Source organism: Microterricola viridarii (assembly GCF_001542775.1).
In the GTDB taxonomy this organism is placed as follows: Bacteria; Actinomycetota; Actinomycetes; order Actinomycetales; family Microbacteriaceae; genus Microterricola; species Microterricola viridarii_A.
In genome coordinates this window covers 113,261-125,516 of record NZ_CP014145.1, presented here as the reverse complement: position 1 = coordinate 125,516, position 12,256 = coordinate 113,261, and the positions used below count along the sequence as shown (strand labels likewise).

The following is a 12,256-nucleotide window of genomic DNA, read 5'->3' as shown; positions in this document are numbered from 1 at the left end:
CTGCTGGCCTCCACTCTCTCTGGTGCTGACGTTCATGCTGGTGCTGACGTTCATGCTGGTGCTGACGTTCACATTGGTGCTGACGTTCATGCTGGTGCTGCCGTGCCTGTTGGTGTTGGTGTTGGTATTGTCGTCATTCGCCGGCGTCGGCCTGTCATGAGTCTGCCGCCTGCCCGGGCAGCCGCACCAATGCGCGGTAGCGGCCCCGGCGCCGGCTCAGCCGCTCGGCCGGGGTGGCCGCGGCCAGGGCAAGCAGCTGTCGCTCGATCACCCGGCCGATCCTCCGGCTGAACTCGGTGGGCTCCAGCGCGGCATCCGGGCGTTCCGGCACCACCCAGTCCACGATCCCGGCTGCGCGCAGCGCCACCGCCCCGATGCCCTGGGCCTCGGCCATCGCGGAGGCGTGCGTGGTGTCGCCGTGCATGATGACGCTGGCGCCCTCTGGCGGCAGCGGGGCCAGCCAGGCGTGCTGGGCGGCGATCGTCACGTCGCTTGGCAGCAGTGCGAGTGCGCCGCCGCCTGTTCCCTCGCCGAGCAGCACCGCGACCGTGGCCTGCTCGTGTCCGACCAGGCTCTCCAGGGTGCGCGCGATCTCGCCTGCGAGCCCGCCCTCCTCCGCTTCCCGGGAGAGGGCGGCGCCCGGGGTGTCGATGATCGTCACCAACGGCAGACCGAGCTCGGCCGAGAGCCGCTGGCCGCGCTGGGCCTGCCGCAGTGCGGCCGGGCCCCACGGAGCCCCCGCGCGCTGGGCGTAGCGGTCCTGCGCGATGACGACGCAGGGCACGGCGCCGAAACGGGCGATGGCCAGGAGCAGGCCGTCGCTGGCCTCGCCCTGCCCGGTGCCGCTCAACGGCACGACGTCGCGCGCGGCGTGGCGCAGGACGGTGCGCGCGCCGGGGCGTGCCCGCGCCCGCGAGGCGGCGATGGAGGTCAGGGCGCTGATCGCGGGGCCGTCGTACTGCCCGTCGTGCTGACCGCTGTCGCTCCCGAGGCCGTGCGTTCCCTCTGGTGGCGCGAGCACCGAGAGCAACCGGGCGATCAGGCGGGGCAGCTGGGCGGGTGCGATCACGCCGTCGATCACGCCGTTGCGGTAGAGGTTCTCGGCCGTCTGCACCCCGTCGGGGAACGGCTCGCCGTAGAGGGCGGCGTAGACGCGTGGGCCGAGGAAGCCGAGCAGTGCCCCGGGCTCCGCCACGGTCACGTGGCCGAGCGAGCCCCAGCTCGCCATCACGCCGCCGGTGGTCGGATGCCGCAGGTAGACGAGGTACGGCAGGCCGGCGCTTTTGTGCTCGGCGATCGCCGCGGCGATGCCGACCATGGCCACGAACGCGGCCGTGCCCTCCTGCATCCGGGTGCCGCCGGATGCCGGCCCGGCCAGCAGCGGCAGCCGCTCCCTCGTCGCCCGCTCGATGGCGGCGATGAGCCTGCCCGCGGCGTCGACGCCGATCGACCCGCCAAGGAAGCCGAACTCGCTGACCAGCACGGCGACGCGGCGCCCGTCGATGCGGAGCTCACCGGTCAGCACCGACTCGTCGCATCCGCTCCGGGCGCGTGCCCGTTCCAGGTCGTCGGCGTAGCCGTGCTGCACGTCCCGGGGCGGCACGGGCTCGTCCCAGGAGCGGAAGCTGCCGGTGTCGGCGATCAGGTCGAGCAGCTCGCCGGCGGTGAGGGAGCGCGCGGAACTCACAGAATGCCGGCGCTCTCGTGCTCGGGAACATGCTGTTCGGCGCCGGGGCGTGCGGCGATCCAGGAGCGGATCGCCTGGCCGTGCTGGTCGAGCGTCGGCGGGGCACGGTGCCCGCGGAACGTCACCTCATCGTCGGTGCCGAAGAAGCGCAGCGGCGGCCCCGGCAGGGTGAGCGGGCCGAGGCTCGAGTGCTCGACTTCCAGCAGCAGCCCCTGGGAGGCGACCTGGTCCCAGGCGTAGACCTCGTCGAGGGTGCGCACCCGGCCGGCCGGGATCCCGGCCGCCTCGAGCTGGCTGAGCAGATCCGTCGCCTCGAAGGGCGCGAACGCCGCCTCGACGACCTCGATCAGCGCGTCGCGGTTCGCCACCCGCAGGGCGTTGCTGGCGAAGCGGGCCGCGTCGGCATCCAGCCCGAAGCGCGCGCAGAAGCGCTCCCAGAGCGCCGTGCTGCCGACGCTGATCTGCACGGCGCCCCCCGCACAGCGGAACAGCCCGTAGGGCGCGATCGATGGGTGGTGGTTGCCTTGGGCCTGCGGGGTCTCGCCGGCGACCGTCTGCCTGGTGCCCTGGAAGGCGTGGACGCCGACAAGTGCGGAGAGCAGCGAGGTACGCACGACGCCGCCGGCGCCGGTCTCTGCGCGCTCGAGCAGCGCGGCGACGACGCCGTAGGCGCCGTAGATGCCGCTGAGCAGGTCGCCGATCGGCACGCCGACCCGCTGGGGGTCGTCCGGCCCGGAGCCCGTCATCGACATGAGCCCGGCCTCGCCCTGGGCGATCTGGTCGTAGCCGGCGCGGCCGCCCTCCGGCCCGTCGTGCCCGAAGCCGGTGATCGAGAGGATGACGAGGCGCGGGTTCAGCTCAAGCAGCCGGGCGCTCGAGTAGCCGAGGCGGTCCATCACCCCGGTGCGGAAGTTCTCGATCAGCACGTCCGACTCGAGGATCAGGCCGTCCAGCACGCGGCGGTCGTCCGGGTGCTTGAGGTCGAGTGCGATCGACTCCTTGTTGCGGTTGCAGGAGAGGAAGTAGCTCGACTCCTCCGCGTCGGGCTCGCCGAGGAACGGAGGCCCCCAGCCGCGGGTGTCGTCGCCGCCGCCCGGCGCCTCCACCTTGATCACCCGGGCGCCGAGGTCGCCGAGCATCATGCCTGCGTGCGGCCCGGCGAGGGCACGGCTGAGGTCGAGCACGACGGTGCCGGCGAGCGCACCGGCCTGCCCGCTCACGGCTGCCCGCCCTCTGCCGCGCGCAGGAGCCCGCCGTAGTCGCCGCCGTTGGGCGTGCGGATGCCGGTGTGCACGTGGAACTGCGCGGGGGTGCGGTTGCTGAGGAAGACGCCGCAGTGGTGGTCCAGTTCCAGCATCACGACGGGGCTCTGGATCCGGAAGTAGAACGGGTCGCCCTCGCCCCAGCCGCCGATCCAGGAGAACCAGGTCTCGTCGTAGCGCGACTCGATCTCGCGCAGGCGGGCCGCGGCGACGCCGGCCGGCAGGTGGTCGAGGAAGGCGGCGGCGACCGCGCTGACCTCCGCCCGCGTCGGCTCGTCGAGGTCGCCGACGAGGATCCCCTCGAACGGCACGATGCGGTTGTCTTGGAAGCAGCCGCCGAGGTGGCGCTCATCGCCCGGGTGCAAGCGGCCGAGCGGCATCGCCGGGTCGACCATCTCCGGGTAGCTGAGCGCCTCGGCCTGCTCGGCCGGTGTCAGCCCGGCCATCAGCGTCCTGGCATGCGCGATGCGCGCACCGAAGACGTCGACGGGCCCGATCGGGCTCTCCCGGATCAGGGAGGGTTCCGCTCCGAGGAACGCGGGCGAGACCGTCATCCGTTCGCCATCGACGACGCAGTTGAGCGCCAGGTGGTGGCCGAAGAGCTGCCACCCCCACGGCTGGCTCGTCGAGGGCGTGCCGTAGATGGCGACGTTGTAGCTGGCGTCGTTCATGACGTTGGCGAGGTCGATCGTCTCGCCCAGGTAGCCGTTGACCCACATCAGCGTTTTCACGGACTCGAAGCCCTGCTCGCTGAGGCTGGCGCGCACGAGCTCGAGCGCGCGGTGCCGCGAGACGTGGTCGAGGTCTTCCAGGCGCAGGCCGGTGTCGTGCTGGAGGAACTCCGGGTTGGCCCAGCTGCGCCACTGGCCGGCGCGCAGCGGGTAGCCGATGTCGGCGCGCTGCCGTTCCGAGAGCCCGGCCAACAGCAGCTCGGCGGCCGCGACCATGGCTTCGGTCGGGGCGGCCTCGCCGGCACGCAGCTCCGCCGGCGGCTGCGCGGTGATGTTGCCGTCGTGGCTCACGCCGCGGTAGGGCACGGGATAGCGGGTGGCCCAGTCCACGATCATCGGTCCGGCGAACGGGTCGCTCTTGACCGCCTCCGCGTACTCGCGGTAGCTGAGCCCGCGGAACGCGCTGATCCGGGGGTCGTCAACGGGGAAGAGGTGCGCGCGGAAGTCGTCATCGGCCACGGTGGGTGCCCTCCAGCTCGTCCAGGGTGTCGGATGCCGCCAGGGCGCGTCCGACGGCGACGGCGACGGCGTCCGCCACCGCTGCCGGCTCGTTGCCGCGCCAGGCGACGTGCTGATCCGGTCGCACGAGGATGGCGGCCGCCTGCCACGGGATCTCGGGGTGGGCGGAGAAGTCCAGCGGCAGCAGCGTGACGGGCACCCCGGTCTGCCCGCGCACCGCCTCCACGGCCTGCTCGAACTCAGCCAGGCGCGGCTCGGCGGAGTCCACGAGCAGCGTGAACCACTGGCCGATGGCGTCGTAGAGCGACTCCTCGCCGATCCAGACGTGCGGCAGCAGGCTGCCGGGCCGGGTCGACGGGGTGTAGTGGATCGGGTGTTCAGGGATCTGCTCCGAGCCGTCGTCGACGACGATGGGCGAGCCGGGGTACTGGTAGCCGAGCACGAGGCCGAGCGAGCTGAACTCGCTGCGCTTGACCTCGAGGTCCTGCGCCATCTGCCGGCGGGCCTCGGCCCCGGCGTCGGTGTCATCGTCGAGCACACTGTGGGCGAAGTCGGAGGCCAGGCTGCGTCCGTTCGACGCGGCATCCGCGATCGTGCGCGCCGCGATCGGGCGGCGCTCGCGTTCATAGCTGTCCAGCAAAACCTCGCCGGCCCAGCCGGCCAGGCTGCCCGCGATCTTCCAGGAGAGGTTGGCCGCATCACCGACGCACGTGTTGAAGCCGTGGCCGCCCCACGGCGGGTTGAGGTGCGCGGAGTCGCCGACGAGGAAGACGCCGTCGCGGCCGTAGCTGGCGGCGAGGAGCATCCTGGCCGTCCAGCGGTCGGTCGCGATCACCTCGACGTCGACGTCGGCGCCGACGAGCTCCGTCACCAGTTCGACGGGGTCGGGGTGCGTGTCTGGCTCGATGTTCTGGATGATGACCCACCAGGTCGACTCAAGGTCCATCCGGCCGATCATGCCGGCCGCGGACGGCCGGAGCACCCAGTACTGCACGGCGGGGTCCAGCGTGATCGTCTCGGCCAGGCGCTCGGAGCGGAACAGGAAGTTGAAGTTGGACTTGGCGGCCGAGCCGCCCTCCATGGCGATGCCGAGCTCGTGCCGCGCCAGCGAAGAGCCGCCGTCCGCGCCGACGAGGTGCTCGCACTCGACCCAGCGGGAGGCACCGTCCTCGTCGACGACGAGGGCGCGCGGCCGGCGTCCGGGTGCCGCATCGATACGCTCCACCCGCAGGGTGGTCGCGAGCTCGGCCAGCGGGGCGGCGTCGACGCCGGCGCGCAGCACCTCTTCGACGATCGGCTGCGACACCTGCTGCCCGCACTCTGGCTGCAACTCGTAGCGCCCCCGCGCCAACTGGAACGCATTGCGGAAGCGGGCCAGCTCGTGGCCGGTCAGGCTCGAGCAGAAGATGACGTCTTCGGAGTAGTCCGCCGTGAGCGGGGCGGCGCTGCGCAGCGGCGCGGCCAGGCCGAGCCGGCGCAGGTGGCTCATGGTCCGGGCGTTGGTGGTCTTCGCCTTCGGGCGGGTGTGGTCCACCGCGTCGCGCGGCTCAATGACGAGGCTCTGCACGCCGCGGCGGTCGAGGTCGGCCGCCAGGAACAGTCCGCTCGGCCCCCCGCCGACGATCAGCACCGGCACGAAGTCGGGCAGCGCCGCGAGGGTGCCCTGGCCGGGCTTCGCCGTCGTGGACACTCGGGCCTCAGGCACGGTCTCGCGCCGACGCGTCGACGATTGGCGTTGTCAGGGTTCCCAGCCGGTCCACCTCGACCTCGACGCTGTCCCCCGGCTGCAGCAGCCACGGCGGGGTGCGCACGTAGCCGACGCCCTCCGGCGTCCCGGAGACGAGAACGTCGCCCGGGTGCAGGGTGAGGGTCTGGCTGACCAGGGCCAGGATGTCCCCGACGGAGAAGATCATGTCGCGGGTGTTGCCGTTCTGCACCTCGATGCCGTTGACGCGGGTGCGCAGCTGCAGACCGTCCCGCAGGTCGCCGACCTCATCGCGGCTGACGAGCGGCCCCATCGGGCCGGAGAAGTCGCCGTTCTTGCCGAGCGTCCACTGCGCGGTGAGCTTCTGGGCGCGGCGCGAGGTGAGGTCGTTGAACACGGAGTAGCCGAACACGGCCGACTCGGCCGTCGCGGCATCCGCCGACTGGATGCGGGCGCCCACGACGGCGGCGATCTCGCCCTCCCAGTCCAGGCCAGCCTCGCCGGTGGGGACAGGGGCCGGCACACCGCCGACGCTGAGCGAGGCCGTCCACCGGCCGAAGATCGTCGGGTACTCCGGCACCTCGAAGTTGCCCTCCGCCGCATGCGCCTTGTAGTTCAGGCCGACGCAGAGCACGCGGGCAGACGCGGGCACCAGCGGCACCTCGCGGACGCTGCGGAGCGGCAGCGCGGCACCCGCGGCGCCGGCCGCTGCGCGCTGTTGCCAGGCGAACGGGTCCTGCCAGAACTCGACGAGCGTGGTGAGCGGTGCGACCGAGTCGCCCTGAACGACGCCGATGCGAGTGTCGTTGCTGTCATCGGCGGCGATGCCCATGAACTTCATGTCGTGTCCCTACTGCTTTCGGCCGGATCGGTGTGATCCAGCTGAGTTCAGCGTGGGCGAACGGCAGGGTTCCGAGGTACCCGCTTTTCATTGGATGGAACTGCGGGCGGGCCAGGGCAGAGGTATCCGGCGCGCGCTTCGGAACGATCCGCGCGCCGGGAGACAGGGCCTGCGGCTACGCGGTCTTCTTGCGCCCGAAGATGAGGCCCCAGATCACGAGCACCACGATGGCGCCACCGATCGCGAGCAGCCAGGACTGAATCGACCAGAAGTTCTCGAGGTCGGCGCCGAACAGCAGCCCGCCGAGCCAGCCGCCGAGCATCGCGCCGACGACGCCGAGCAGGAGTGTCGCGAACCAGCCGCCGCCCTGATCACCGGGCATGATCAGCTTCGCGATGGCCCCTGCGATCAGACCGAGAAGTAGAAAGGCAAAGAAACCCATCGTCGTACTCCCTTCACGCTGCGAGGTCGGCGCCACGCGCCAGCCCCCACCCGTCTGCGAACGGCGAGCAGTCTCAACTTGTCACGCGCAGGACGCCCCCGCAACCCTTTCGGCTGGTGAACGTGGCTGGCGTGGCGGGGTGGGTGCACGCCCTTGGCGTGGCGGGGTGGGTGCACGCCCGTGGCGCGCGTCAGTCCTCGACGCGGATGCCGATGCTTTCAGCGAGCGCCGGGGCGAGCATGCCCAGCTGCATCTGGGTGATCGTGACCCCGGCGAGGTTGCGGATGCCGGCGATCTCCTGCACGTCGGCCCCGCGCAGGTCGAAGTCACTCACCGTGGCCTGCTGCAGGTCGAGCGCCCTGACCGTGCAGCCGTCGAAGGCGACCCTCGCCGCCGTCGCCTGGCCCAGGTCGAGCTCGTCGATCGTGCAGTTCACGAACAGCACATCATTGAGGTGTGCGCCACGGAGGTTCACGAAGCCGAGCTTGCAGTTCTCGAAGCGCAGCGCCCGCAGCCCCGACTCGTACAGCTCGGCGGAGCCGATGCGGGAGCCCCGCACGACGACGTCCTTCCAGGTGGAACGGGCGGCGCGCAGCACGGGCACGTTCAGCGCGTCCAACACGGTGTCGACGACGCGCACGCTGCGCAGCTCGGCCTCGTCGGCGGTGACCCCGCCGAACACGCTCTCGCTCACGGTGGCGTAGTCCAGCGCGAAGGTGTCGAGCACGAGCGCCCCGAACTCCAGACCGTCGACGGTCGCGTTTGCGCCGAGGTCGCCCGGGTAGCCCGCGCCGAGGTTCTGCGGATCCACCCTGTCCAGGCGGGGCGGCTTGGTCGTGGAACTCCCGGTGTTGCGGCGTGACTGCGTCATTCTGCGCCCCCTCCAGGTGGGCGTGCACTCAGCCTATGTCGCCGCACCGACGGCCACTTCCTGCTACCGGGTGTGCGCGGGTGCAGGGCTTGCGGCACTCGCCAGCCGCTGCCGGCGCAGCCGGGCCGGCAGCGCGGCGAGCCCCCAGCCGGTCACCCGCAGCATCGCTTCGACCACGATCCCCGAGCTCATCTTCGAGCTCCCGTTGACCCGCTCCACGAAGGTGATCGGCACCTCGACCACGCGCAGGCCGTGCTCAACGGCCCGCCACAGCGTCTCCAGCTGGAATCCGTAGCCCTGGCTGCTGGAATGCTGGGGGTCGATCTCGGTCAGAGCGGAGGCCGTGAACGCTCGGAATCCGCCGGTGGCATCCCTCTGCGGCATCCCGAGCGCCACCCGCGCGTAGCTGCTGCCGGCCAGCGAGAGCAGTTTGCGGTGCGCCGACCAGCCCTGCACTGCGCCGCCGGGCACCCAGCGCGAACCGATCACGACGTCGGCGCGGCGCAGCCCGTCGAGCAGGCGCGGCAGTTGTTCCGGCAGGTGCGACCCGTCGGCGTCCATCTCGACGACGACGTCGGCGCCGTATGCGAGCGCCCACGCGAAGCCGGCCCGGTAGGCCGCGCCGAGGCCCTCCTTGCCCGGCCGGTGCAGCACGTGGATGCGCGCATCGCCAGCGGCGAGCGCCTCCGCCAGCTGCCCGGTGCCGTCTGGAGAGTTGTCATCGACGACGAGCAATTCGGCCGCGGGCACCGTGCCCAACAGCCGTCTGGCGATGCCCTCGAGGTTGTCGACCTCGTTGTAGGTGGGGATTACGACGATTGTTCGGGTCATGGCAACTCCTTCGTGAGTTCGAAAACCGTGCTGGTGTGCACGGGGAGCACGGTGGCGACGTGGTAGCCGAGGGCCTCGATCGCGGTGACGTCCGCACGGTGGGAACCGCGCTCGACCACCCACACGGTGCCGTGGGCATCGAAGCGGGCGGCCTGCGGAGACAGGGTCAGCGCAGAGAGTGGTTGCACCGCATCCCACAGTCTGGGCGTCTCGGGGTAGGGCGTGACGAGGGCCACATCGTCGAGCCCGGCGAAGTGCGTCGGGTACAGATCGATCGCGAGGCGTGGTTTCTGTGACGGCCGCACGGATTCGTCGAAGACGATGGCATCACCGCGTTGCGCGTGCTGCGCGATGACCTCGGCGGTCTGTCGGAGGTCGCTGCCATTCTTGGCGTATGGACCGCGCTGCTGCAGGTAGCTGGGCGCCGCGAGCGCCGCCACGATGAGCACGCCGGCCAGCAAGCCGAGCCGCGTGCGGCGCGCCGCCGCCGGGCCGGCGCCGAGCATCCATCCCACGACGACGCGCAGGCCGACCGCCATCAGCAGCGCGGCGGCCGGGGCGCCGAAAGAGAGGTAGCGCATGTTGTAGACCGGCAGGGCGAACGCGTTCACCAGCAGCACGAGTGTCGTCGGCAGCACCAACCAAGCCGTCACGATGAGCACACCGGGGCGTCTCCCCCTGGAGCCGAACACCGCGATCCCGATCAGGGCCCAGGCGACGATCGCGAACACCGGCCAGCCGAACCACTGGGTGACGAGCACCGTCTCTGGCGTGGCGTAGCCGCCCTGCGCCAAGAAGCTGATCTGCGATCGCTGCAGCATGGCTGCCACCAGGATCGGGCTGGCCACGAGCAGCGCGAGCAGCGTCGACCAGGCCCACCGCCGCCACAGGCTCCGCGGTGCGCGCAAGATCAGCAGCGTCGCCGCTGCGACGAGCAGCATCAGCCCGAGGTAGAGAAAGAGGTAGATCGAGGCGGCCGTCGCCACGCCGTACAGTGCCCAGACCCGGCGCCGTGCCTCCCCGCGCCGCAGCAAGCGGAGCAGCCAGACCAGCAGCCACACCGCCGCGGCCATCGTGAACGCGTAGGAGCGGGCCTCCGCGCCCATGTGGGTGGCCTGCGGCAGCACTGCGAACAGCACGGCGGCCACAATGCCCGTCGTCGCGCCGAACAGTCGGCGGCCGAGCACATAACAACCGGCCGCGGCGAACCCGACGGCGACGGCACTGGGCGCACGCACGGCCCACTCGCCCGTCCCGGCCAGCTGCACCCAGAAGTGCAAGAACAGGTAATACGCGCCGTGCACCGCGTCGATCTGCCCGAGCATCCCGAACAGGCTGGTCAGCGAGCGGGACGCCGAGAGCACGCTGGCCGCCTCGTCCCCCCAATACGATGGGTTGCCGCTGCCGATGAAAGAGATCAGGGCGGCACCGGCACCGAGCACGGCCGCGGTGCGCCCCGGGTTCGCCCGGAAGGCCGCCCGCGGCGTCCACCGCGCGGCATCGGGGAGCACATCGACCATGCCGTGCCCCTCTCTTTCGCCGCGACTTTCGCTCGCGGGATCAGCCACTCTCATCGTCTGAGTGCCGACTGAACCTGGCATGAATCCAGATGAGCGTTTCGTGAGAGCCCTTTCAGAGTGCCCAGTTCAGTCCGCGTGTCTGTGAATTCGCTCAGATGAGGCGACCCCGGTGCACAGCATCGCTCCAGCGCGCCCCGAGACGGTAAGCCCATGACACCCTCAGCGCACACGGCAACGCCCGCCACCGACCCCGGCGAATCGACGCTCATGAGCGACCTCTTTCGCAGCAAAGTCCCTCAGATCACGTTGGCCTTCTGGGTCATCAAGGTGTTCTCGACCACCGTCGGCGAGACGGCCGCCGATTACCTCAACGACACGCTCGGCCTCGGCCTCGGCCTCACGGCACTCGTGATGACCGGGCTGTTCGTGGTCGTGCTCGCCCTGCAGTTCGGCACCCGCCGCTACGTTCCGGCCGTCTATTGGAGCGCCGTGGTGTTAATCAGCGTCGTCGGCACACTGCTCACCGACACCCTGACGGATGCCGCCGGCGTGCCGCTCTGGGTGTCGACGCTCGGCTTCTCGGTGCTGCTGGCTGCAGTCTTCACCTTCTGGTACGCCCGGGAGGGCACCCTGTCAATCCATTCCATCGTCACCCGACGGCGCGAGGGCTTCTACTGGCTCGCCATCCTGCTCACCTTCGCGCTGGGCACCGCCGCCGGCGATCTGGCCGCGGAGGCGCTCGGGCTCGGCTACCTCGTCGCTGCAGCGCTGTTCGGCGCGCTGATCGCCGCCGTCGCCCTGGCATTCTTCGTGTTCCAGGCGAACGCGGTCGTCTGTTTCTGGGCCGCGTACGTGCTCACCCGCCCGCTCGGCGCCTCGCTCGGCGACCTCGCCTCGCAGCCGCGGGCCGACGGTGGTCTCGGCCTCGGCACGACGACGACCAGCGCGATCTTCCTGGTGGTCATCGTCGGCCTGGTCATATTCCTGACCCAGCAGCTCGCCCGCCAGCGCCGGGCGCTCAGTACTCCCCTCGCTGTCCGCCCCGTTCCCGGCGGGGTACCGCAACTCGAGCTCTAGGATGTGTGCAGAACAATGAGTGCTGAAGACGGCCGCGCAGAGCCGGTGCGCGCAGACCAGCCGCAGGCAGGTCACGAGCGGCCCGGCGCACAGCGGATGCCCTCATCGCCGTCGTCATCACCATCCGAAGGAGCAGGCATGCGGATACTGGTCGTCGACGACGAGCCGGAGCTCACCGCCCTGCTCCGCCGCGGGCTCGGCGCCGACGGGCACCAGATCAGTGAGGCCCACGACGGCATCGCCGCCATGGCCCTGCTCGCTGACACCGACTTCGAGTTGGCCGTCGTCGACGTCATGCTGCCCGGCATGTCCGGCTTCGAGCTGAGCAGGCGGTTGAAGGCACACGACTCCACCATGGCCGTCATCCTGTTGACCGCGCGGGATGCCGTCGGCGACCGGGTCCGCGGCCTCGATGCCGGTGCCGACGACTACATGATCAAACCCTTCGACATCGCCGAACTGTCCGCGCGCATCCGGGCGGTGCGACGGCGCGATGCGCTCACCGCACCGCGCACCCTCAGCGTGGGCAGGCTCACCATCGATCTGCTGCGCCACCGGGCGACGGCCGGCGAGCGTGAGCTCGCGCTCAGCCGCACCGAGTTCGACGTGTTGCGCGCGCTGGCCACCCGCGCCGGCGAGACGGTGACCCGCTCCGAGCTGCTCGCCCAGGTGTGGGAGACCAGCGAGCACATCGACCCCAACGTCGTCGACCAGTATGTGAGCTATCTGCGCCGCAAACTCGAGCACACCGAGAGCGGCGTGCAGATTGTGACCGAACGCGGGGTCGGATTCCGGCTCGCCGCCACGGCAGAGTGACGCCGAGTGGCACA

12 protein-coding genes are annotated in these 12,256 nt (G+C 71.1%); 3 read left to right on the top strand and 9 right to left on the bottom strand.

Annotated elements, in window-relative coordinates; genetic code table 11:
- Nucleotides 1–22: 22 nt before the first annotated feature.
- Nucleotides 23–160, top strand: a complete 138-nt coding sequence (locus AWU67_RS17265; protein ID WP_160329705.1) for a hypothetical protein — start codon at nt 23–25, stop codon at nt 158–160.
- On the opposite strand, the gene AWU67_RS00580 is transcribed toward AWU67_RS17265, so the two are convergent.
- From AWU67_RS00580 to AWU67_RS00540, 9 genes are all read right to left on the bottom strand, one after another.
- A complete protein-coding gene (locus AWU67_RS00580) occupies nt 155–1,687 on the bottom strand; it encodes a carboxyl transferase domain-containing protein (RefSeq protein ID WP_067225505.1) in 1,533 nt (510 codons plus the stop codon). The two genes, AWU67_RS17265 and AWU67_RS00580, sit on opposite strands and share 6 nt — an antisense overlap.
- Nucleotides 1,684–2,907 carry a CaiB/BaiF CoA transferase family protein gene (locus tag AWU67_RS00575; RefSeq protein WP_067225503.1) on the bottom strand — a complete coding sequence of 408 codons (1,224 nt, stop codon included), beginning with the start codon at nt 2,905–2,907 and terminating at the stop codon, nt 1,684–1,686. The genes AWU67_RS00580 and AWU67_RS00575 overlap by 4 nt, the downstream gene beginning before the upstream one ends.
- A complete protein-coding gene (locus AWU67_RS00570) occupies nt 2,904–4,139 on the bottom strand; it encodes a DUF3500 domain-containing protein (RefSeq protein ID WP_067225501.1) in 1,236 nt (411 codons plus the stop codon). Before AWU67_RS00570 ends, AWU67_RS00575 begins: the two co-directional genes overlap by 4 nt.
- Nucleotides 4,129–5,844, bottom strand: coding sequence for an FAD-dependent monooxygenase (locus AWU67_RS00565; RefSeq protein ID WP_234407305.1), 1,716 nt, complete (start codon nt 5,842–5,844; stop codon nt 4,129–4,131). Before AWU67_RS00565 ends, AWU67_RS00570 begins: the two co-directional genes overlap by 11 nt.
- Nucleotides 5,837–6,685: a fumarylacetoacetate hydrolase family protein gene (locus tag AWU67_RS00560; RefSeq protein ID WP_067225499.1), complete on the bottom strand. Its 849-nt coding sequence runs from the start codon at nt 6,683–6,685 to the stop codon at nt 5,837–5,839. Before AWU67_RS00560 ends, AWU67_RS00565 begins: the two co-directional genes overlap by 8 nt.
- Before the next feature lie 175 nt (nt 6,686–6,860).
- The gene (locus AWU67_RS00555) at nt 6,861–7,127 is read right to left on the bottom strand and encodes a GlsB/YeaQ/YmgE family stress response membrane protein (RefSeq protein WP_067225497.1); all 267 of its coding nucleotides are present in this window, start codon (nt 7,125–7,127) and stop codon (nt 6,861–6,863) included.
- Between the two features lie 190 nt (nt 7,128–7,317).
- A complete protein-coding gene (locus tag AWU67_RS00550; protein ID WP_067225495.1) occupies nt 7,318–7,998 on the bottom strand; it encodes a pentapeptide repeat-containing protein in 681 nt (226 codons plus the stop codon).
- A gap of 63 nt (nt 7,999–8,061) precedes the next feature.
- Nucleotides 8,062–8,829, bottom strand: a complete 768-nt coding sequence (locus tag AWU67_RS00545) for a polyprenol monophosphomannose synthase (RefSeq protein WP_067225494.1) — start codon at nt 8,827–8,829, stop codon at nt 8,062–8,064.
- The gene (locus AWU67_RS00540) at nt 8,826–10,349 is read right to left on the bottom strand and encodes a glycosyltransferase family 39 protein (protein ID WP_067225492.1); all 1,524 of its coding nucleotides are present in this window, start codon (nt 10,347–10,349) and stop codon (nt 8,826–8,828) included. The genes AWU67_RS00545 and AWU67_RS00540 overlap by 4 nt, the downstream gene beginning before the upstream one ends.
- A gap of 210 nt (nt 10,350–10,559) precedes the next feature.
- Between AWU67_RS00540 and AWU67_RS00535 the strand changes: the two genes are divergently transcribed.
- On the top strand, nt 10,560–11,426 hold the full coding sequence (locus tag AWU67_RS00535; RefSeq protein ID WP_082716672.1) for a hypothetical protein: 867 nt from the start codon (nt 10,560–10,562) through the stop codon (nt 11,424–11,426).
- 138 nt (nt 11,427–11,564) lie between these two features.
- Nucleotides 11,565–12,242 carry a response regulator transcription factor gene (locus tag AWU67_RS00530; protein ID WP_067225490.1) on the top strand — a complete coding sequence of 226 codons (678 nt, stop codon included), beginning with the start codon at nt 11,565–11,567 and terminating at the stop codon, nt 12,240–12,242.
- The last annotated feature ends 14 nt before the right edge of the window (nt 12,243–12,256 follow it).

Excerpts from the sequence above, each read along its gene's own strand:
- AWU67_RS00545 (WP_067225494.1), bottom strand. The coding sequence starts at position 8,829 with ATGACCCGAACAATCGTCGTAATCCCCACCTACAACGAGGTCGACAAC.
- AWU67_RS00555 (WP_067225497.1), bottom strand. The coding sequence starts at position 7,127 with ATGGGTTTCTTTGCCTTTCTACTTCTCGGTCTGATCGCAGGGGCCATC.
- AWU67_RS00535 (WP_082716672.1), top strand. The coding sequence starts at position 10,560 with ATGACACCCTCAGCGCACACGGCAACGCCCGCCACCGACCCCGGCGAA.
- AWU67_RS00560 (WP_067225499.1), bottom strand. The coding sequence starts at position 6,685 with ATGAAGTTCATGGGCATCGCCGCCGATGACAGCAACGACACTCGCATC.
- AWU67_RS00540 (WP_067225492.1), bottom strand. The coding sequence starts at position 10,349 with ATGGTCGATGTGCTCCCCGATGCCGCGCGGTGGACGCCGCGGGCGGCC.
- AWU67_RS00550 (WP_067225495.1), bottom strand. The coding sequence starts at position 7,998 with ATGACGCAGTCACGCCGCAACACCGGGAGTTCCACGACCAAGCCGCCC.
- AWU67_RS00530 (WP_067225490.1), top strand. The coding sequence starts at position 11,565 with ATGCGGATACTGGTCGTCGACGACGAGCCGGAGCTCACCGCCCTGCTC.